Raw genomic sequence first — 18,771 nt, 5'->3', positions numbered from 1 at the left:
CACAGCGTTTTTCAAACGAATGGAGACAAACCATGAGATCGAACTACGATATTTCCCCCACCGCAGCACCTGCATCCGAACTTGCGCCCTCGCGTCGGCGCTTTGTCCAGGGCGCCGGTCTTCTGGCGCTGGGTGCATCACCGCTCGGCGCGCTGGCGGCCAGTCGCGATACCGGTGATGGCGTCACCTTCGCGGATGGGCCGCGACCGCTGGTGACGTATCCGCAGAAGCGTCCGCTGATCCGCGTGACGACACGGCCGCCGCACCTGGAAACCCCGTTCTCGGTCTTCAACGAAGGACCGATCACCGCCAACGACGCTTTCTTCGTGCGGTATCACCTGGCCAACATTCCGCTGTCGGTCGACCCGGCCACCTACCGCCTTACGGTCAAGGGGAAGGTCAACACGCCTTTGGATCTTTCGCTGGCCGACCTCAAAGCCTTGGCCGAGCCGGTGGAAGTGGTTGCCGTTAACCAGTGTTCCGGCAACAGCCGCGGTTACTCGTCGCCACGCGTGTTCGGCGCGCAGCTCGCCAACGGCGCGATGGGCAATGCCCGGTGGGTCGGTGTGCCGCTGCGCAAAGTGCTCGAAAAGGCGGGCGTCGCGGCGGGTGCCCGGCAGGTGACCTTCAACGGCCTGGACACGCCGGTGCTGCCGGCGACCTCGGACTTCCGCAAGGCACTGGACATCGACCATGCGCTGCAGGACGAGCCGATGCTCGCTTGGGGAATGAACGGCAAGGACCTGCCCTTCCTCAACGGCTATCCGGTCAAGCTCATCGTGCCGGGCTACTTCGGCACGTACTGGGTCAAGCATCTCTCGGAGATCAAGGTCATCGACCATGTGTTCGACGGGCACGACGCGCTGTTCATGACGACCGCCTACCGTGTGCCCGACAACGACTGCCAGTGCGTTGCACCGGGGTCGGCAGCGGCGAAGACGCGGCCGATCTCCACGCTGGCCGTGCGCAGCTTCATCACCAGCGTCCTGGCTGGCGGCATGCTGCCTTCCGGCCGATTGCTTGAACTCAAGGGCATCGCATTCGACGCCGGGGCCGGTATCAAGACGGTAGAGATCTCCATCGACGGCGGCCAGAGCTGGAAGGCGGCAACGCTCGGGAAGGATCTCGGGCGTTTCTCGTTTCGCGAATGGCGTGCGCCGGTGAGCTTTGCCAGGAAGGGACGCGCCGTGCTCATGGTCCGCGCGACCAACCAGAAAGGCGAAGGCCAGCCCGCCACCGCCGACTGGAATCCTGCCGGTTACCGGCGCCATGTGATCGAGTCCACCCCCGTCACCATCGCCTGAGAACCCGCCATGAAAACCACCACGTTCCTGGCCCGCGCCATTCTCGGCAGCTGCGTGTTGATCGCGTTCAACGCGTTAGCCGCGCCGCCCGACATCAAACTGCAGCCCGACACGTCGAAGCTGCGCCCATCGAAGCTGCCGGGCTACGCCATCGCGATGCAGAAATGCGCGATCTGCCATTCGGCGGACTACGTCAAATACCAGCCACCCGGCATGACGCAGACGCAGTGGACCGCCGAGATGGCCAAGATGCAGCACACCTACGGCGCACCGATCAGCGACGACGAAGTCAAACAGGTCGGTGCTTACCTGGCGGTTGCCTATGGCGCCGCAAAGGCCACGGACGCCAGTGTGATCGCCGCATCGACACCAGCGCCCCCAGCGGAAACGCCGTCGACTCCGCCAACGTCACCAGGTGCATCCGCCGTGCCATCGGCTGCTGACGGCAGCATCAATGTGCAGGCACTCCTCGCGAGCAACGCCTGCCTGAGTTGCCATGGCCTGACCCAGAAGATCGTCGGTCCGGGTTACCACGACGTCGCCGAAAAGTACAAGGCCGATCCGCAGGCCCAGTCGAAGCTGGAGGCCAGCATCCATGGCGGCAGCGTCGGCAAATGGGGCAGCGTGCCGATGCCGGCATTCACAGCTCTGAAGCCCGAAGAGGTGAAGGCGCTGGCCGCGTTCGTCTTGAAGCAATAAGCACGCCCCCGATCACCGAAGCAAAGATTCCGGCAACGAAAAAAACCCCCACGAGATCCAAAAATGACCCTCACGAATCGCCGCTTTTTCATCTTGCAAGTTGCTGGCGCGGCAACTGCGCTGTGCGTCTCCGCCGCCCACGCAGAGTCAGGCGGCCCGAAGCTGGCCGAGACCGATCTTCAGGCCGTGGCGCTCGGCTACAAGGAAGACACCACCAAGGTCGACGCCAAGAAATTCCCCAATCACGCGGCCAGCCAGAACTGCGCGAACTGTCAGCTGTTTCAAGGCAAGCCCAAGGACGCGACGGGCGGCTGCCCGCTGTTCGACGGCAAGCAGGTTGCCGCCACGGGCTGGTGCAGCGCATGGAACAAGAAAGCGGCATGAGCAGCGGCTTCGTTCGCGCGGGCATCCTCGGGTTGCTGGTCGCAGTGAGCACGTTGACGCAGGCGGCCGATATGCACGCGCACGGTATGCATGCCGAAGGCGTCGCGCCACCCGGCTTCATGGCCAGCACGGCCAAGCCCTTCGATGCGCTGATGGGTGATGCCATGGCCGCAATGGACCACGACATGCGCGCCGCACCCATGAACGGCCAGCCCGCGCACGACTTCATGACCATGATGATTCCCCATCACCAGGGCGCCATCGACATGGCCAAGTCGATCCTGCTCAACACGCAAGACCCGGAAGTGCGCAACCTCGCACAGGGAATCATCACCGAGCAGGCCAACGAGATCCGGCTGATGCAGGCCTGGCTCGCGCGCCACGCATCACCTCCCAAGTGATCCCACTTCGCCCGTTTCCACCCCCGGCGTCCAGGGACGTCGAAAAAAGGTTCTCTATGAATTCACTCAAGCCCCTAGTTATCGCCACAGCGCTGGCAGTCGCGTCTTTCGCGGCATCGGCAACCTCCAATCCCGGTGACCGCGTCTACACCGCAGACCAGAACACCAACACAGTGTCGGTGGTCGACCCGAACACCAACACATTGCTCGGGCAGATCAAGCTGGGCAACCAACGACCCGACGTGTTGTCACCGCTCTACAAGGGCGAGATCAACGTCCACGGACTGGGTTTCTCGCCCGACCACCGCACGCTGGTCGCCGTTGCAAACGGATCGAACTCGGTGACCTTCATCGACACCGCGACCCACAAGGTCAAGGGCATCACCTATGTCGGCCGCTCGCCGCATGAAGCCTTCTTCACGCGGGACGGCAAGGAGGTCTGGGCGGTGGTGCGCGGAGAGAACTACGTCTCGGTGATCGACGCCAAGACCTTCAAGGAAAAACGCCGGATCGAGACTGCGCCCGGACCCGGCATGGTGCTGTTCACGCCCGACGGTGGGCGCGCTTTCGTGGTGTCGAGCTTCACGCCCGAAGTGGCGGTGGTCGATACCCGCTCTTACAAGATCGTGAAGCGTATTCCGGTCGTCAGTCCGTTCTCGCCGTTCCTGCAGTTCACGCCGGACGGCAAGGAAGTCTGGATGGGCCACAAGGATGTGGGCAAGGTCACGCGCATCGATGTGAAATCGATGGAGGTGACCGGCGTCATCGACACCGGCTTCATCACGAACCATCTCGGCTTCGCCAAGACCGCGCGCGACACGCTGGCGTATGTTGCGGTGGGCGGGGAGAACGTCGTGAAGGTGTACTCGACCGACGGCGAAGCGAAGCTGCTCAACACCATTGCGACCGGCGCCTTGCCACATGGCGTCTGGCCTTCGGACGACGGTGAGCGCATGTACGTTGGGCTGGAAAACGGCGATGCGGTCCAGGTGATCGACACCGCCAGCGACAAGGTCGTGGCGACGGTGCCGATCGGTCAGGCACCGCAGGCGCTGGTCTACGTTTCGAACGCCGTGCCTTCCGGCGCCGGCACGGACAACCTGAAGCCGCTAGCGAACGCGGCGCCGGTCAATATCCCGCTCGTGCCCGCCTCCGGTGACGCAAGGGGCTTCGTAGTGGCGCGCAGCTTCGGGGTGGTCGATGCACTGGAGGTCTTCCTCTACAAACTCAAGCCCGAAACCGTCTACAGTGTGTTCGTCGGCGGCCAAGAGGCACCGGTGGCGAGCTTCAGGACCAATACGATGGGCATGGCGAACGGCACGGCCATTGGACCGATTCGAGAAGTGGCACGCCTGCGTTCGGAAGCTGACCCGAAGGCGTCGCCGATCATCGTCAGCGAAGGCGAGGGTTTGCTCGACACCACCAAGGCCGTGCTTCGCAGCCCGATGTGACCGACGCGCCGCGCATATTCCGCTATGTGGTGCCGCAGGATCGGGGCTGTTCAGCCAACCCGTTCCATGGCAGGTGCTAGCTCGCAGTATGCAAACCTCAGAGCCGGCGCACGGCGTGTGTGGGCGAATGGATCCTCGGTCTGCCCAGCCGCCAAAACGACCAGGTCATCTATTTCATGCGCATCGATGAAGCCATGCCGCTGGGCGACTACTGGAGGGACCCGCGCTTTGTTGCCAAACGACCCGGGGGCGACGGGCCCCCGGACACCTTTTACCGTGCGATGGCGAACGGCTCTGCCCAGAGGGTGGCCAATGCGCTGCATGACGACAGGGAGGCCGCGCGAGACATCGCCAGCCTCAACTCACTGGTGTTGTGGCATTTCTATTCTTTCGGCGACCAGAGCCCACCCTTGTCGAACGAGTTGGTGCACCTGGTGCATTCAGGCCAGCGCCATGCACTGCACCGGCGTCGTCGGGCTGACGACGTCGCCGCGCCGCAGCACTGACTGGACCACTGGCCGATGGGCCGCAACGGAGCGCCTGCCGATGCCTGGCGGCCACGCATCGTCGCCAGAAAGGAGGCCTGAGGCCGCGATGGTCGAGCTCTGTTTATTCTTCAACTTTTCTGATGACACTCCGGATGACTCTCTTCCCTTTTGCCGCAGCGGCATTCGCCATTGCCATGGCATCCGGTGTCCCGGCCCCTTTCGTGCATGGCGCGGACGGCCCCGCTGCAGCCGCCTCCGGCGCTACCAACCTGCTCCTACTGGGCAGGCAACTCGGCAAAGCCGTGTTCCCGGACGGCAACACCGCCCGCGGTGGCCAGGGCCAGCCGGTGCATGGCATCGAAGGTTCAAGCCAGGAGATGCTCAAGACCCATTTCCATGCCCACCTGGCCATCTCCTACAAAGGCCGAACAGATCGCAGTGCCGCGCGGCATCGGCATCATTGCGCCGCTGCGCATCGACCACGGTTTCGTCAGCGGTGGCAAGGGCTTGTACTGGCTGCACACACACGATGCCAGCGGCATCCTGCACATCGAAGCGCCGAACGCCCTGGTCTACCTGCTGGGCAACTTCTTCGATGTCTGGGGGCAGTCGCTAGCGTCAGATAACGTGGCGGGGTTCAAGGGCGCGCTGCGGGTGTATGTCAACGGCAAGATGCAGTTCGCGCCGGTACGTGACCTTCCGCTGAAGCCGCACGACCAGATCGCGCTTGTGATCGGGCAGCCCTCGGTGATTCCCGTTGCGTACACGTTTCCTGACGGACTGTGAAGTCGTGCGGGCCCAGGTTCAGTGCATCACGCAGTGGCAGTAGACGAACTGCTGCTCCACGCCGGCTGGTGTCCGGTGGGCTTCCGACGTATGTTCGACCAGCTCGAAGGCATCGCCGAACTCGGCATGCAAAGCGTCTGGTGCGTACCGCATCACAGGGAGTCCGCTGCACTGCAGTGGCCCGTCCGGCCCGAACACCGCAACGATCACGTGACCGCCGGGCCGCACGGCCCGACGCACTTGCGTGACCTAGGCCTGACGTTGCTCCGGCGTGGTCATGAAATGAAAAACGGCCCTGTCATGCCAGATGTCGTACGCATGGGCAGGCAAGGCCAGTCGGGTGATGTCTCCCACCAGCCATCGCACCCGCCGGGCGTTTGAAGAGAGGCGTTGACGTGCCACTTCGAGAGCACTCTCTGAGATGTCGAGCACGGTGATGTCGAAGCCATGCAGTCCGAGCAGATCGTCCACCAGCGTCGAAGTACCGCCCCCGACGTCGATGATGCGATTCCGCTCGCGACTGGAAATTCGCTGGATGAGGCCGAGGGATTGGTCCGCATGCGGTTGAAACCAGCTTAAGGTATCGGACGAATTAGTGCCATAGACACGGTCCCAATGCGACTGGTCTTGCATCGTTCTGATTCTTTGAGTGCGTGCCAGCCCGCCATCTTGCCATTCAAACGACCGGGCTATTTGCGCGCTTCAAGCTGGCTATACACCGCCTCGGCGACCCGCAGCATTTCCTTCTTGCTGTCGCCAGAGGAGATGGCGTAGCCGAAGTTCTTGTCGACCCAGTAGAAGACATTCACCGGGCCGTCCTGGCCGAACTTGAAGGCCGTCTCCCGTCCGGCGTCTTCGCGGGTGACGTACAGCGTCAGGCGTTCACCCTTTGCGCCGCCGAACATGAACTGCGCTACCGGCCCCTTGTCACCCGGCAGCAGCCGCCCGCCGATGAGCCCGTAGCCCAGGGCGCGCAAGTCGGGCGGTCTCACTTCGGTGCCCATGCGTTTGGTCAGCCAGGTTATGAGCGCCTGTTCCTGGTCGGCGCCCACCTCCACCGGGCGACGCACGTCCGGGCTGTAGACCACGTGGGCCACGGCCGCGCGGTGGGCAAAACCGTTGAGCGTGCCGGCCTGCGCCGCGGCCAGCGTGGCAGTGCGTTGCAGCTGCCCGTCGTAGGCGCCCCGGCCCCACCAGGCCGACCCGGTGCTGACGACGGCGATTGCCACGCCGGCTGCCAGCGATCGCAATGGCCATTCGTGCCAGCCAGCCCTTGGCGCAGGCGTCAAAGGCAGGCGCAATGGCAAGGGCTCGGACATGACCGGATCGAGCATCTGTTTGAGCATCAGGTTCTGGGCACGCCAGTCGTCCACGCGCTGGCGTTCGGCTGGATGTGCATCCAGGAAAGCATCGATTTCGACATGCCGCGCGGGGTCCAGAAGATGGTCCGCATAAGCGTGCAGATCGGCTCCGGTCACCGGCTGGCTGCCGTCGGTGGAAATGGGTTTGAGGGGGGGGGAGTCCATGTCACTTGATCCTGCGCAATGGCGTCGCAACGTGGGCTGATGGCTCGCGGCCTTGCAATTCCTGGCGCAGCTTTTCGCGGCCGCGTGCCAGCCGGGACATCACCGTGCCAATCGGTACGACGAGTGCGATGGCGGCTTCTGCGTAGGTCATTTCTTCGACTGCGATGAGCAGCATCACTTCACGTTGTTCTGCCGGTAGTCGTTGCAAGAGCCGGTCCAGGTCACGCACTCCGATGCGGTCCGACTGCGTCGCACGTTGCGCGACCTCGGGCAGATCGTCGCCGGCGCTGTCCTCGGGGCGGCTGCGCCGCGCGCGAACGCCATCGATGAACTGGTTGTGCATGATGCCGAACATCCAGGCGCGGATCTCGCCGCGCCTTTGCCAAAGGGAAAAGCGACTCCAGGCCCGCTCGAGCGTGTCCTGCACCAGGTCGTCGGCACGTGCGGGGTCCGACACCAACCCGCGCGCATAACGGCGAAGGCTGGGAATGCAGGCAACGATCGCAGCTTCGTCCTGTGCGCGCATGGGCTGGGCAGTCGTCCTTTGTTGGGTCGTTGTCGATCAGGGCTTGACGACGTGCCAGACGCTCTTGAAATTGTCGCCCGTCATGTCGCCGGCCTTCATGTCGGACTTGTAGAGATAGACCGGCTTGCCTTTGTAGGCCCACTGCTTGGTGCCGTCGTCGCGCGCGACAATGGTCATGTCGCCTTCTGGCTTGGCGTCTGCGTCTGCAGCGACTGCCGGCCAGAGTCCGGCGCACGGGCCGTTGCAGGCGCTCTTGCCGCTGCCTGCCACGTCGTTATCGAAGGTGTAGAGCGTCATGCCGCTGGTGTTGACCAGCATGCCGCCGGCCGTCTTGACGGGCGCGGCAGCCTGAGCCAGACCGGCCGACGCGGCAGCGATGGCGAGAATCAAAGTCGATGCGAGGTGCTTGTTCATGGGAGTCCTTTGAAGGGTGAGTGAAGAAGGCACTGCATAGACGCGTGGCGTCTCCTATCTATTCCACCGGCCTTCAAATTTTTTCGGTGAAGTGAGAGGCTCAAGAAAGCAGATCCGTACGCAAACGCCGGCGGTCGTCGCTCATCGCCCTGGCAGCCAAGTACACCGCGGCCGCCGCCGCAAGACCGCCGGCGCCGGTGAGGAGGAACAGCCCACCTGATTTGCCAATTCGACAGGAACAATTCACCACCCGTGACCTTCGCTTTGCTGCTCGTCTCCAAACGTAGTAGAGGTTGTTGGTCTCGGACGAGTTGCCGGCGCAGCAACTGCGCGCTCTTACACGAGGCGCAGACGTGCTTATGGGTCACGCGCTTATCCCGCGACCCAACGCAAGCGGGTATCTACCACCCGCTCCAGTAGGTCTGTCCTGGTCAAGTTATTTCGGACACATCGATAGGTTGATTGATTGCCGATTTCTGCTCGAAGGCATTGGGTGGCAAGTCGCCCAGTGCGGAGTGCAGCCGCACACTGTTGTAGAAGCCGACGATGTAGTCGGCAATGTCGCTCATGGCTTCGGCATGATTGGCGTAGTCTCGCTGCCAGATCCGCTGCATCTTCAGGCTCAGGTTCAGGTTCAAGTTCAAGTTCAGGAAGAAGCGTTCCATGACCGAATTGTCCCAACAATTTCCCTTGTGACTCATGCTGCCCACCAGCCCGTGCTTGGTGAGCAGGGCTCCATGCGCGTTGCTTGCATATTGACTTCCACGGTCCGAAGGTACGATCAAGCCGCTCGCCGGTTGACGCTGTGCGATGGCCAACTGCAGCGCCTGACACAACAGCATCGCCCGCATGTCTGGGGCCATTGCCCAGCCCACGACCTTGCGCGCAAACAGGTCTGGCACCACTGCGAGATACAGCCAGATACAGCCAGCCGCTGCGCGTTCTGATGTAGGTGATGTCAGCGACCCACGCTGGGTTGGACCGCGTCGCATTGAACTGTCGATCCAGCACGTTGGGTCAGATCGGCAATGCATGTTAGCTGTCGGTGGTGTGTACGAACTTGCGCTTCCACGCCGAGCGCAAGCCATGCTGGCGCATCAAACTGCGCATGCGATAGCGGCCCATTACGACGCCTCGCAAGGCCACTGCCGCCCGCAGACGACGGCTTGCGTAAGCACCACCACTGGCGGCGAATGCAGCTTTCAAATGCACGCTGGCTTGGCATACTGCAGGCGGGATCTGCCTGCGTTTGCGTGCCGCGTAGTAGCCTGAGCGGCTGACCTCCAGCACCCGGCAGAGTTGCTCCACCGGCACGGCGTTGTCCTTGTGTTGCAGCCGCTCGATGAGTTGGAAGCTCATCGCAATGCGCGGGCAAAGAAGGCCGAGGTTTTTTTTAACGTATCCACATCGCCTCGCAGTTGCTTGTTCTCGGCTTCGAGTTTCGGATGCGCTGATGCCCGGCGGTCAAGGGCTTGCCTATTCCGGGTTGACCGAGTTGTTCGGCATCGGCCTGTGCCAGCCAGCGCCTCACAGCCGTCTCGCCCAATCGCATGTCCCGGCACACTTGGCCGATATGGAGTAAGCGGCCAGTCACCCCACCTTGAGAACTGAGGCCAAGCCGGAGACGATGCTGTCCATCTAATTTAGCTGGACAGCATCAATGGACGTCAATCCGAAGCAACGGCGCCGTCACAGCGCACAGTTCAAGGCGCAGGTCCTCGCTGCCTGTGCAGAGCCGGGAGCGTCTGTCGCAGCAGTCGCAATGTCGTTGAAGTTGAACGACAACCTGGTGCATCAATGGCGCCGCGGACGCGGGGCGAATCCAGTCTCACCGGCAACACCGACGACGGTTGCCGATTCGACGCCCCAGTTCATCGCGCTGTCGTTGCCCTCGCCACCGCCACCTTCAGCGCCGCGTTCAACGTCGGCGGCAGCGGTTACCGGTGCCGCGGACATCCGCCTTGAGTTCAAGCGCGGCACGCTCGGAGTCAGCGTGACGTGGCCGGTCTCGGCAGCAGCCGACTGCGCAGCGTGGCTGCGCGAGGTGCTGCGATGATCCGCCTCGACGCGCTGTGGCTGTGCACGAAGCCAGTAGACATGCGCTCTGGCGCCGAGCGACTGCTCGCGCACGTGGTCCACGCCCTGGGCAGCGCCAACGCGCATCACGGCTACCTGTTTGCCAATGCGCGGGCCACACGCATCAAGATGCTCGTGCATGATGGCTTCGGCGTGTGGTGCGCTGCGAGACGATTGAACGCCGGGCGCTTCGTGTGGCCACGCGAAGTCGATGCGACCCAGCCGATCGCGCTGACGCAAGCGCAGTTCGACGCGCTTGTGGTCGGACTGCCGTGGCAGCGCCTGCCCGAGATGAGCACCATCACGCGGCTCTGACGACGAGCCCGCAGCGGGTCGTTGACAGCGCATCCCCGAGTGGCGACGGGCCGCCGGAATCGGCATGATTCATACATGCAAGCATTGCACGATCTGAAGGACGAAGACCTCCAAGGTCTGGCGCCCGAGGCCATCGCTGCACTTGCGCAGCAAATGCTCCAACGGCTGCGCCAGCAGGACAACGAGATCAGGTTCAAGGACGCCAAGATCGAGAAGATCACCTTCCAGCTCGCACGGCTGAAGGCCTGGAAGTTCGGCGCGAAGACCGAAGCGATGAACGCCGAACAGCGACGCTTGTTCGAGGAGACGCTGGCCGAGGACGAGGCCAGCCTGCAGGCGCAACTGGAACAAGCCAGGGGCGAGCGGGCGACAACCAACACAAGCCACGTCGTCGACCACTGCCCGATCACTTGCGCCGCGTGGAGCACCACCACGAACCGGAGAACACGAACTGCCCGAACGCGGAGCGCGGCAAGCCGATGACGCGCGTGGGCGAAGACATCAGCGAACGCCTGGACATCGTGCCCGCAGAGTTCTTCGTGCACCGCCACATCTATGGCAAGTGGGCCTGCCGCTGCTGCCAATGCTTGGTGCAGGAAGCAGCTCTGCCGCAGATCATCGATGGCGGCATGCCTGCTGCCGGGCTCGTAGCGCACACGTTGATCAGTCGCTTCTTGGACCACCTGCCTTACTACCGGCAAGAGGCGATCAACGCCCGCTCAGGCGTACACACTCCGCGCTCCACGCTGGGGAGTTGGTCCGGGCAAGGCAGCGCAGCCCTCATGCCGCTGTACGACGCGCACAAACGCTTCGTACTGTCGGCACAGGTGCTGCATGCCGATGAGACCCCGGTGGCCATGCTCGATCCGGGGCGGGGCAAGACCAAACGGGCCTATGTCTGGACCTACGCACGCGGCGCCTTCGATCCGGTGCGCGGTGTGATCTATGACTTCTGCGTCGGGCGAGGTGCGCAGTACCCCGTGGCCTTCCTCGGCCCGAATGATGACGGGCACGGCGCAACGGCGTGGCGCGGCACATTGGTGCGCGATGAATACGCTGCCTATGACAGGGTGATGGTCGCCCAGCCCGGACGCATTCCTGCCGGATGTCTTGCGCACGCCAGACGCAAGTTCGACGAGTTGCAGCGCGACGCCGGCAAGAGCGCAGTCGCGGTCGAAGCGTTGCAGCGCATTGCCCAGATCTACAGGATCGAGCGCGAGCTGGCGGAGATGCCCACCGAAGAGCGCCTGGCCGGAAGAATGAACATTGCTCGGCCCCTGTGGGAGCAGCTGCATGCATGGCTGCGGCTGGAGCGAGGCCGGGTGCCTGATGGCAGCACGACAGCCAAGGCCTTGAACTACAGCTTGAATGCCTGGGAGGCGCTCACGCGCAACCTGCTCGATGGCCACGTGCCCGTAGACAACAACCATTGCGAAAATCTGATTCGTCCCTGGGCGATGGGCAGGCGGGCATGGCTCTTCTGCGGCAGCGAGCTTGCGGGTCAGCGTGCCGCGATCGTGATGAGCCTCGTGCAGTCGGCCAAGCTCAACGAGCACGATCCGTGGGCTTACCTCAAGGACGTACTCACGCGGCTGCCCGCGCATCTGAACAGCGCAGCGCATACCCGGATTCGCCGTCCGTCGTCAATGTGGGACGGCCAGCCGCTTACCCTAATGGAATGTGACGATGGTTCTTCCGACCTAGGCCACTTCCTGCCCAGCCCGGCTGACGCACCCGTCGCGCGGCGGCATCTGGTACCCACCCGCCTGGAAGTCCTGCCATTTCTGTGCTCGCTGGCGGACACCTTGCGCCACTCGATGGACACGCGCATCTTCATTGACGTTTTAGTGGATCGGAAATGCCTTGCATGGGTGGTAGACCGACGCAGGTTCGAAAGTGTCCTCCAGCGTCTGACCCAGCCGTCGCACTGGGCTGCCATCCATGGCGGGCGGCAGTCGCAGGCATCGGTTTCGTGGGGGGTGCTTTTCAGCTTTCTGGTTGCGTTCTTTCCGCCCGATCAGCATCCGATTGGCTCGCCCGCGCTTTATACGGGCCCGGTCCTGGTGGGCACGATCGTGTTCTGCGTGGTCCCGTTGCTCATGCAAATACCCTCATCCGGCGCATCCAAGGTGCGGCTACTCGCCACAAGACTTGCACGCCGGGATGGTGGCAGCGCGTTGGCGGTCACGTCGTGTTGAATGCGAGCCGGCCTGCAGAGCAGACGCGGCTTGCAGGGCTTCACCTCGTCGGCTTCGGTGTGAACGCGATACAGTGCCCGCGCGGATTGATCGTGCCGTCAACGATCTTACAAGTGCCGTTGTCCTTCTCGGTCTTGCCGGGCAAGAACTGCGCGCAGTTATTGCAGTCCTTGCCTTCGTCTTTGCCGGCATCCACGTATTGCACCGCTGTTTTAGCAAGCTTGGGCTCGGCCGCCCAAGCCGAAGATCCTGCGATGCCGACGAGCGCCACGCCCGTGATCGCTCCGAGTCCGCGTTGCAAGGCGACCCGTCGCGAAAGAGCACCAATCTGAACTTGATTCATTTGTCGCTACCTTGTGTATTCGCCGTTGCGTTGTGTGACGCATCGGGTTCAGGAAACGATCAGTATGCCGTTCATATCTTCGTGTCCCGTGCCGCAGAACACATCGCACAGAAACGCAAAGCTACCGGTTTTGTCAGGCGTCAACCGCAACGTCGTGACCTTGCCGGGCATGATGTCGGCGCGCACGGCGAAGTCGGGCAGGCTGAAGCCCATCGGCACTTCGGGTGCAGTGAATTGCAGCATCACGGTTTCACCTTGCTTCACTCGAATCTCGCTAGGCACGTACTCGAACTTCTTGGCGATGATCTTGATAACGCGCTCTTTTGGCTTGGAGAGCGCAAGTATCGCGACCGAACTCAGGGCCAGTGCGCCGGCCGCGTTCACTAGGGTCCGCCTCTTGGTATCGATGTTCATGGCATCACGCTTTCTGGACCGGAAATTCGGTGATGGCGTACTCGCTGGGCTTCTTTTGCGCTCCGACCTCACGAAACCCCAGCCCCTGATAGGGCCGCGCGGGATCCCAAGGCACCGGTGTGCGCTTCGGCTGCGAGCCCGCCACCGGCAACGCGAAGATGAGCGACTTGGCCGAGTGGTGGGCGATATGCCCGGTCATGTGATGATTTTCCTGATGAATGTGGCCGTAGAACACCGTCACATTGGAATACGGCATCAGCAATTCGACGGCCTTCGCGCCGTCGCGCGTGGCCCAGTCCCATTGCGGGTACAGATCGAACAGCGGCCGGTGCGCGAAGACAACGATGCGCGCGTCGTTGGCCTGGCGCTGGAGGTCTGAGGCGAGCCACGCGAGTTGCTCGTCGCCCAGCTTGGCACCCGGATCGCTGACGTTGTCGAGCACTATGAAGTGCACGCCTTTGTGCTCAAAGGTGTAGTTCGTCGCGCCAAAGAACTCCTTGAATGCCTTGCCGTTGTCCAGCGAGGCATCGTGCTCTCCTGGGATGAAGCGCACGGTCTTGACTTTCAGCTCGGCCGCGATATCGCGCACTTCGCCCATTCGCTTGCGGCGCTCCTTTGGGTCATCGGTGGTGTGGGTCAGGTCACCGGTAAAAATCACGAAGTCGGGGGGGACCGAGAGTGCATTCACGGCGGCCACAGCCTTGGGCAGCGTGCCCATGGCATCGGGGTTTGCAACATCACCTTCGAAGCCCCAGTGGCTGTCGGACAACTGGACGAAGAAGAAATCGTCATAGACCGCGCCAGTCATCGGGTCGGCGGCATTTGCAACACCGCCAAGCCCGGACGCGAACACGGCGCCGCCGATGCCGGCCAAGTGCATAAATTGTCTTCGATCGAAGCTATTCATGGGATCTCCTAAGTAAGCGGTGAAGGTGTGCTGGCGGCTTTTCCCGCAGTGGCACAGTGCTTAGACGGAGAAGCCAAGCTCGATATTCCCGACTGCTGCCAACATCCGACCGAATTACTCGGGATTGGGAATAAAGTTAGGCCGGGTGGAGTCAGGCTTGATGAAAAGGGGCCGATATGAAGGATGAAGAGAAGCGCCGGCGCTTCGAGCTGCTGGTTCTTCCGCACTTGGACGCGGGCTTGAACCTGGCCCGATGGTTAACGCACAACGACCAGGATGCACAGGATGTCATGCAGGAGGCTGCAATGCGTGCAATTCGTTTCATCGACGGGTTTCGCGGTGAGAGTGCAAAGGCGTGGCTCCTGCAAATCGTCCGAAACACTTGTTTTTCGTGGCTGAAGGAGAACCGCCCGGTCGAACTCGTCGTGCTCGAAGACGCCGACGAGGTCTTGCATGCGACTGCCGCGCCGGCCGCCGATGAGCCTCCGGCGATGGCGATGCGTAACGCTGACCGCTTGCAGATCAATCAGGCGATCGCAGCGCTGCCCATCGTCTACCGCGAGGTATTGGTGCTGCGCGAACTAGAGGACTTCTCGTACAAGGACATTGCGCGAATCGCGGACATCCCGATCGGAACGGTGATGTCGCGCCTGGCCCGCGCCCGCAGCCTGATGCAACAGGCGTTGCGGCCCAGTGAATGGTCCCGGCTCGGTGCCGTGCCGAAGTCAAGACAGAGTGAATCAATACCATGAGACCCGAAATCGAACCACAGACCTTGAACGCATTTGTCGATGGCGAGCTCGATGCCCTTAGCCAGCGCGCGATCGAGGAGCGCATGGCGCGTGACGACAGGCTGCGCGCTGAGGTGACAGCGCTGCGGCAGTTGCGCCAAAACGTGCGTAACCTTGCGGATTACCATGTCGCGCCAAAGGCCCTGCGGCAGCGCATCGAATCAATGGTGCCGGTGTCGGCACCCCTGTCGACACGCTGGTCGGTTGGCAAGGGCATCGTGCAACATTGGTTTGATTGGCGCCCGATGCTGGTCTCGTTCGCGGCGATGTCGTTGGCGGTCTTGACTTTGAACCTGACGTGGTGGGGACTGAGTCCGAACGACCGACTTCGTGAGGAAGTGGTTGCGAGCCATGTTCGCTCGACCCTCAGCCAGCATCTTGTCGATGTGGCGTCGGCGGACCGCCATAAGGTCAAGCCATGGCTGTCTTTAAAGCTCAACTTCTCGCCACCCATGCCGGAATCGCTGCTGCCGGGTTCGGTATTTTTGGGCGGGCGTGTTGACTATCTTGACGGTCGGCCGGTTGCAGCGTTGGTCTACCAACAAGGCGAGCATGTCGTTAACTCGTTTGTGTGGCCCACGCCTGCCGCTGACAGCGCCATCTTGTTCTCAGCAGAAAGGGGATATCAGATAGCGCACTGGTCACGCGCTGGAATGAGCCATTGGGTGATCTCAGATGTGAACCGCGAAGAGTTCAGCGCTATCGCTCGTGCAATCGAAATGTTCCGCAGCGAACCTTGATCTCTGCGAAGCGCAGTAAAACGTTGGGCGCTTTGATCAGTGACGCAAAAGTAACTTTTGAAGCACCAAGGCGAGGAATACTGTCGTGCGTACGCTTGGAGATTGCTCGCTCGATGGAGACATCGCAACGCACATTGGATAGCATGGCCGCTGCTTTGACCATGCGCCCGCGCACCAGAAGCGGGTTCTGTCACGGTAGCGGCACCGAGCCCAGTGGCGCTAGCCCATCGCCTGCCGTTAGAAACGGCCGACGGTAGACCTGCGATGCTGCGGGCCAGACATGGCCTGCAGCGCTGTTGAGTTGTCCCCTCTTGACCGTGTGCGTCAACTCATTGCCATCAATGATAGATAGCGACGCTCATGATGTCCGGTCGTATTGCCTCGTGAATTAATGTTACCCGTCGGCCGGTTGTCGTTTCGTAAGCGGCTGGCCGTCCCACATTGACGACGGTTGGCGAATCCCGGTACGCGCTGTGCTGATCAGCCGCCGGGCTGCCAGTTGTGTGGGAGCAGTTCGTCGATGCGGCTGTTCAGATGCGCGGGCACCCGTGCGGTGAAGCACGGGATCTACAGCAACCGCTTCACGCCCGAGAAATGGGCGGAGGTAGAGGCGCTGTAGCCCGGTTCACTCGACGACGTTCTGTGCCTAACGCGCATCCTTCTCGCAAGGGTCTTGGCGCAAGAGGAAGCGGCCGAGGGCCAGTCGGAGGTGTACAGCGTCTCCGTGACCATCAAGACGCCGAAGGGCGAGAAGACGGTGACCCAAAAGGTTAGGAGTTACGTCGGCGCAATGCTGCGGATGATCGCCCGCATCGAGAAGCTGACGATCTTGCTTCAGGCGCTGATCGATGGAGCCGGCACACCGGCCAATTAACTCCGCACCGGGTGCGGGGATAGGTGAGCCAATCCACGCAGAGAAAATACGGCAAGGTTACGGCAAGGTTACGGCAAGGTTACGGCAAGGGTAGCGCGCAACACCAGGTGTGGACCCCAAGGTTTCCACAAGGGTCGCAGCGACGCTAAGCTTACGCAAAGGGTTGCGGACGCTCGCGTACCGGGCGAAGGCATTGTTCGGCTGAGTCGTGGAGTTGTCTGGCTCGCGACGTGCACGTCGTCCTGCATCACGGGAATGAACGTCGTACAAAGTTCATCCAGTTCCAAACCGGCACCTTTATGAGCATCGAAGATCGAACACCTCCACCAGCGAAACCCCCTGCGCGAGGGATCTGGGCGCGCTTGTTTCGCGTGACGAGTAAACAGGTCGATACGGTAAATGCGCTCTGGCGGCGGCGCCCGACATGGACGCCCCGGACGCGAAAGTGACGCCGCATGCGGCCGCGATATCGATCGAGTGATTGCGTCGCCACATATTCAACAGATTCGACCAGCTGAAGTGACCTTTCGCCCGCGCGCGCGAGGCTGGGCGATCCTCAATGGTCGTCAGCCACAACCGTAGGGCGCATCGCCATGACCCTTCGGGACTGCCGCAGTTGGGCAAATTGCCTACAGATCGCCTACAAGCAACAGACAAGAAAAACCCCTGCTACCTATTGATAGCAGGGTCTTCAATGCCTATGAGGCTTATCTTGGCTCCTCGACCTGGGCTCGAACCAGGGACCTACGGATTAACAGACCCGCCAAGTACTCCGCGAGGCTTAATCGTACACGCAGAAACACCTGCGCAAGTTACGTTCAGGGCCGGATCGAGGAGTACATATTTAGCAAAGTTCAACCGCCTGGGAAACCCTAGACAGTTGACACAAGCATGTGTTTGAGCGCAGCCTACAAGGCACCGCCCAGTGGTTGGGCTTCGAGGCCCACGGCGAGAAACTACTGGTTGGTGCCAATGAGTTTGTAGCGAGCCATCGCTCAGTGCTCGTTCAATACAAAACACTCGCTTCCTTAGACGTCATTGAGCACATTCATCCCCTTTTCATAGGAGGCAGTATGAGCAAGAAGGCCCAGTATTTTGTATTAAGACCCGATCAACGCGAACCCGCCTTGAACGTCATTGGCACAAAGGTGACGGTGTTGGCGCCAAACGCCACAACACAAAGCTACGGCATCACCTTCCAACAAGGCGACGAGGGAACCGGCCCGCCGCCGCACAGCCACCACTGGGACGAATCGTTCTACGTCCTGAAGGGTGAGATTGAATTTCTTTGCGACGGAAAGTCTCAGGCCTGCAAGTCCGGCACGCTGGTACACGTCCCAGGGGGAACGGTGCACGGCTTTCGCTTCGGAAAGAGTGGTGGTGAGATGTTGGAGATTTCCGGCCAGGACGCGCTGGCCGCTCAGATGTTCACGGCCATCAACAATGAGATTCCTGTTGGCCCACCGGATTTCCCAAAGGTTTTGGAGGTGCTCAAGCGCCATGGGGTTACGGTCGCAGCCTAGGGGGTCTGCGCAGCAGAACGTTCTAGCCGTGCCTGTGGTAACCGCAAAGCATTCACGTTCTGGCGTGCCTTCGTCCAGAAGTACCCACAGGTCGAAGTAGTCCTTCATCCGGGTGATGGTCATGCCCAACGTAAGCACCCGGCAAATACATCTTGACGCCGCACCGCTGGCAAGCGTCAACGCGGTACCTATTCAGTTCGTGCCCGGCGTCCAGCAATGCGGCAGTAACTGGTTCTGTCGCAGTAAGCCGCTGCAGCTAAGCTGAGGCGAGACTGACAACGGGATGAAGGCGATGATCAAGGCGTTGCGCAAGGTAATCAAGCGGGCGCACTATCCGCTTGAAATCATGCTGACCTGTGTGCGCTGGTAGGCGGCTTACCCGCTGAGCTTGCGCCCCATTGAGGAGATCATGGCCGAACGCGGAGTCGTCGTTGATCACGCCACCGTGCACCGCTGGGCGATCAAAATCCTGCCCGTGCTGGCCGCCGTGTTCCGACCGCACAAACGCCCTGTTGGCACGAGCTGGCGGATAGATGAGACTTACATCAAGGTCGCCGGCCAATGGAAGTATCTGTACCGAGCTGTCGATCGCGATGGCAATACCATCGACT

24 protein-coding genes and 2 pseudogenes are annotated in these 18,771 nt (G+C 61.8%); 16 read left to right on the top strand and 10 right to left on the bottom strand.

From position 1 onward, the window contains the following. Positions 1-32 precede the first annotated feature (32 nt). From QN413_RS05215 to QN413_RS05185, 7 genes and pseudogenes are all read left to right on the top strand, one after another. Positions 33-1,304, top strand: a complete 1,272-nt coding sequence (locus QN413_RS05215; protein WP_323495585.1) for a molybdopterin-dependent oxidoreductase — start codon at positions 33-35, stop codon at positions 1,302-1,304. A gap of 9 nt (positions 1,305-1,313) precedes the next feature. Further along, positions 1,314-2,003, top strand: a complete 690-nt coding sequence (locus QN413_RS05210; protein WP_323495583.1) for a c-type cytochrome — start codon at positions 1,314-1,316, stop codon at positions 2,001-2,003. A 63-nt stretch (positions 2,004-2,066) separates the two neighbouring features. Then, the gene (locus QN413_RS05205) at positions 2,067-2,387 is read left to right on the top strand and encodes a high-potential iron-sulfur protein (protein WP_323495582.1); all 321 of its coding nucleotides are present in this window, start codon (positions 2,067-2,069) and stop codon (positions 2,385-2,387) included. Then, complete coding sequence (locus QN413_RS05200; protein WP_416352140.1) at positions 2,366-2,788, top strand: DUF305 domain-containing protein; 423 nt, start codon at positions 2,366-2,368, stop codon at positions 2,786-2,788. Before QN413_RS05205 ends, QN413_RS05200 begins: the two co-directional genes overlap by 22 nt. 56 nt (positions 2,789-2,844) lie before the next feature. After that, positions 2,845-4,239, top strand: coding sequence for a hypothetical protein (locus QN413_RS05195; protein ID WP_323495581.1), 1,395 nt, complete (start codon positions 2,845-2,847; stop codon positions 4,237-4,239). A gap of 92 nt (positions 4,240-4,331) precedes the next feature. Continuing rightward, positions 4,332-4,745: pseudogene (locus QN413_RS05190) on the top strand (hypothetical protein); the annotation flags it as partial. A 378-nt stretch (positions 4,746-5,123) separates the two neighbouring features. Continuing rightward, positions 5,124-5,513 carry a hypothetical protein gene (locus QN413_RS05185; protein ID WP_323495580.1) on the top strand — a complete coding sequence of 130 codons (390 nt, stop codon included), beginning with the start codon at positions 5,124-5,126 and terminating at the stop codon, positions 5,511-5,513. Between the two features lie 18 nt (positions 5,514-5,531). Here the strand turns inward: QN413_RS05185 and QN413_RS05180 are convergent, their stop codons facing one another. From QN413_RS05180 to QN413_RS27310, 7 genes are all read right to left on the bottom strand, one after another. Next, a complete protein-coding gene (locus tag QN413_RS05180) occupies positions 5,532-5,753 on the bottom strand; it encodes a hypothetical protein (RefSeq protein WP_323495579.1) in 222 nt (73 codons plus the stop codon). Between the two features lie 9 nt (positions 5,754-5,762). After that, a complete protein-coding gene (locus QN413_RS05175; RefSeq protein WP_323495578.1) occupies positions 5,763-6,146 on the bottom strand; it encodes a class I SAM-dependent methyltransferase in 384 nt (127 codons plus the stop codon). A 56-nt stretch (positions 6,147-6,202) separates the two neighbouring features. Next, on the bottom strand, positions 6,203-7,039 hold the full coding sequence (locus tag QN413_RS05170; protein WP_323495577.1) for an anti-sigma factor: 837 nt from the start codon (positions 7,037-7,039) through the stop codon (positions 6,203-6,205). A 1-nt stretch (position 7,040) separates the two neighbouring features. Next, a complete protein-coding gene (locus QN413_RS05165) occupies positions 7,041-7,565 on the bottom strand; it encodes a sigma-70 family RNA polymerase sigma factor (protein ID WP_323495576.1) in 525 nt (174 codons plus the stop codon). Positions 7,566-7,601: 36 nt separating this feature from the next. Then, on the bottom strand, positions 7,602-7,979 hold the full coding sequence (locus tag QN413_RS05160; protein WP_323495575.1) for a hypothetical protein: 378 nt from the start codon (positions 7,977-7,979) through the stop codon (positions 7,602-7,604). 431 nt (positions 7,980-8,410) lie between these two features. Further along, positions 8,411-8,971, bottom strand: coding sequence for a DDE-type integrase/transposase/recombinase (locus QN413_RS27315; RefSeq protein ID WP_416352139.1), 561 nt, complete (start codon positions 8,969-8,971; stop codon positions 8,411-8,413). 43 nt (positions 8,972-9,014) lie between these two features. After that, a complete protein-coding gene (locus tag QN413_RS27310; protein WP_416352138.1) occupies positions 9,015-9,338 on the bottom strand; it encodes an IS3 family transposase in 324 nt (107 codons plus the stop codon). Between the two features lie 301 nt (positions 9,339-9,639). Between QN413_RS27310 and tnpA the strand changes: the two genes are divergently transcribed. The 4 genes from tnpA (at position 9,640) to tnpC (ending at position 12,568) form a co-directional block, all read left to right on the top strand. Next, the gene (tnpA, locus tag QN413_RS05150; protein ID WP_323495573.1) at positions 9,640-10,035 is read left to right on the top strand and encodes an IS66-like element accessory protein TnpA; all 396 of its coding nucleotides are present in this window, start codon (positions 9,640-9,642) and stop codon (positions 10,033-10,035) included. After that, positions 10,032-10,370, top strand: coding sequence for an IS66 family insertion sequence element accessory protein TnpB (gene tnpB / locus QN413_RS05145; protein WP_323495572.1), 339 nt, complete (start codon positions 10,032-10,034; stop codon positions 10,368-10,370). Before tnpA ends, tnpB begins: the two co-directional genes overlap by 4 nt. Before the next feature lie 84 nt (positions 10,371-10,454). Beyond that, complete coding sequence (locus tag QN413_RS05140) at positions 10,455-10,853, top strand: transposase (protein ID WP_323495571.1); 399 nt, start codon at positions 10,455-10,457, stop codon at positions 10,851-10,853. Next, complete coding sequence (gene tnpC / locus QN413_RS05135; protein WP_323495570.1) at positions 10,790-12,568, top strand: IS66 family transposase; 1,779 nt, start codon at positions 10,790-10,792, stop codon at positions 12,566-12,568. Before QN413_RS05140 ends, tnpC begins: the two co-directional genes overlap by 64 nt. Positions 12,569-12,608: 40 nt before the next feature. On the opposite strand, the gene QN413_RS05130 is transcribed toward tnpC, so the two are convergent. The 3 genes from QN413_RS05130 to QN413_RS05120 are packed head-to-tail and all read right to left on the bottom strand — an operon-like array spanning position 12,609 to position 14,205. Further along, positions 12,609-12,911, bottom strand: a complete 303-nt coding sequence (locus QN413_RS05130; protein ID WP_323495569.1) for a high-potential iron-sulfur protein — start codon at positions 12,909-12,911, stop codon at positions 12,609-12,611. A gap of 48 nt (positions 12,912-12,959) precedes the next feature. After that, positions 12,960-13,325, bottom strand: a complete 366-nt coding sequence (locus QN413_RS05125) for a cupredoxin domain-containing protein (RefSeq protein WP_323495568.1) — start codon at positions 13,323-13,325, stop codon at positions 12,960-12,962. A gap of 4 nt (positions 13,326-13,329) precedes the next feature. Next, a complete protein-coding gene (locus QN413_RS05120) occupies positions 13,330-14,205 on the bottom strand; it encodes a metallophosphoesterase family protein (RefSeq protein WP_416352137.1) in 876 nt (291 codons plus the stop codon). 203 nt (positions 14,206-14,408) lie between these two features. On the opposite strand from QN413_RS05120, the gene QN413_RS05115 reads away from it, so the two are divergent. The 5 genes and pseudogenes from QN413_RS05115 to QN413_RS05095 form a co-directional block, all read left to right on the top strand. Continuing rightward, a complete protein-coding gene (locus QN413_RS05115; RefSeq protein WP_323495566.1) occupies positions 14,409-14,984 on the top strand; it encodes a sigma-70 family RNA polymerase sigma factor in 576 nt (191 codons plus the stop codon). Then, positions 14,981-15,763 carry an anti-sigma factor gene (locus QN413_RS05110; RefSeq protein ID WP_323495565.1) on the top strand — a complete coding sequence of 261 codons (783 nt, stop codon included), beginning with the start codon at positions 14,981-14,983 and terminating at the stop codon, positions 15,761-15,763. Before QN413_RS05115 ends, QN413_RS05110 begins: the two co-directional genes overlap by 4 nt. A 724-nt stretch (positions 15,764-16,487) precedes the next feature. Beyond that, complete coding sequence (locus tag QN413_RS05105; RefSeq protein ID WP_323495564.1) at positions 16,488-16,637, top strand: hypothetical protein; 150 nt, start codon at positions 16,488-16,490, stop codon at positions 16,635-16,637. A gap of 1,073 nt (positions 16,638-17,710) precedes the next feature. Then, complete coding sequence (locus QN413_RS05100; protein WP_323495563.1) at positions 17,711-18,160, top strand: cupin domain-containing protein; 450 nt, start codon at positions 17,711-17,713, stop codon at positions 18,158-18,160. A 283-nt stretch (positions 18,161-18,443) separates the two neighbouring features. Further along, a pseudogene (locus tag QN413_RS05095) lies at positions 18,444-18,771 on the top strand (IS6 family transposase); the annotation flags it as partial.

This window comes from Variovorax sp. LG9.2, assembly GCF_035018885.1.
In the GTDB taxonomy this organism is placed as follows: domain Bacteria; phylum Pseudomonadota; class Gammaproteobacteria; order Burkholderiales; family Burkholderiaceae_C; genus Variovorax.
Note: the sequence above shows the minus strand (reverse complement) of the source record. Positions and strands in the feature narration are given on the sequence as shown.

Coding starts and splice junctions, on each gene's coding strand:
- QN413_RS05215 (WP_323495585.1), top strand. CDS start 33: ATGAGATCGAACTACGATATTTCCCCCACCGCAGCACCTGCATCCGAA.
- QN413_RS05210 (WP_323495583.1), top strand. CDS start 1,314: ATGAAAACCACCACGTTCCTGGCCCGCGCCATTCTCGGCAGCTGCGTG.
- QN413_RS05205 (WP_323495582.1), top strand. CDS start 2,067: ATGACCCTCACGAATCGCCGCTTTTTCATCTTGCAAGTTGCTGGCGCG.
- QN413_RS05200 (WP_416352140.1), top strand. CDS start 2,366: ATGGAACAAGAAAGCGGCATGAGCAGCGGCTTCGTTCGCGCGGGCATC.
- QN413_RS05195 (WP_323495581.1), top strand. CDS start 2,845: ATGAATTCACTCAAGCCCCTAGTTATCGCCACAGCGCTGGCAGTCGCG.
- QN413_RS05185 (WP_323495580.1), top strand. CDS start 5,124: ATGCCCACCTGGCCATCTCCTACAAAGGCCGAACAGATCGCAGTGCCG.
- QN413_RS05175 (WP_323495578.1), bottom strand. CDS start 6,146: ATGCAAGACCAGTCGCATTGGGACCGTGTCTATGGCACTAATTCGTCC.
- QN413_RS05170 (WP_323495577.1), bottom strand. CDS start 7,039: ATGGACTCCCCCCCCCTCAAACCCATTTCCACCGACGGCAGCCAGCCG.
- QN413_RS05165 (WP_323495576.1), bottom strand. CDS start 7,565: ATGCGCGCACAGGACGAAGCTGCGATCGTTGCCTGCATTCCCAGCCTT.
- QN413_RS05160 (WP_323495575.1), bottom strand. CDS start 7,979: ATGAACAAGCACCTCGCATCGACTTTGATTCTCGCCATCGCTGCCGCG.
- QN413_RS27315 (WP_416352139.1), bottom strand. CDS start 8,971: ATGCGACGCGGTCCAACCCAGCGTGGGTCGCTGACATCACCTACATCA.
- QN413_RS27310 (WP_416352138.1), bottom strand. CDS start 9,338: ATGAGCTTCCAACTCATCGAGCGGCTGCAACACAAGGACAACGCCGTG.
- tnpA (WP_323495573.1), top strand. CDS start 9,640: ATGGACGTCAATCCGAAGCAACGGCGCCGTCACAGCGCACAGTTCAAG.
- tnpB (WP_323495572.1), top strand. CDS start 10,032: ATGATCCGCCTCGACGCGCTGTGGCTGTGCACGAAGCCAGTAGACATG.
- QN413_RS05130 (WP_323495569.1), bottom strand. CDS start 12,911: ATGAATCAAGTTCAGATTGGTGCTCTTTCGCGACGGGTCGCCTTGCAA.
- QN413_RS05125 (WP_323495568.1), bottom strand. CDS start 13,325: ATGAACATCGATACCAAGAGGCGGACCCTAGTGAACGCGGCCGGCGCA.
- QN413_RS05120 (WP_416352137.1), bottom strand. CDS start 14,205: ATGCACTTGGCCGGCATCGGCGGCGCCGTGTTCGCGTCCGGGCTTGGC.
- QN413_RS05115 (WP_323495566.1), top strand. CDS start 14,409: ATGAAGGATGAAGAGAAGCGCCGGCGCTTCGAGCTGCTGGTTCTTCCG.
- QN413_RS05110 (WP_323495565.1), top strand. CDS start 14,981: ATGAGACCCGAAATCGAACCACAGACCTTGAACGCATTTGTCGATGGC.
- QN413_RS05100 (WP_323495563.1), top strand. CDS start 17,711: ATGAGCAAGAAGGCCCAGTATTTTGTATTAAGACCCGATCAACGCGAA.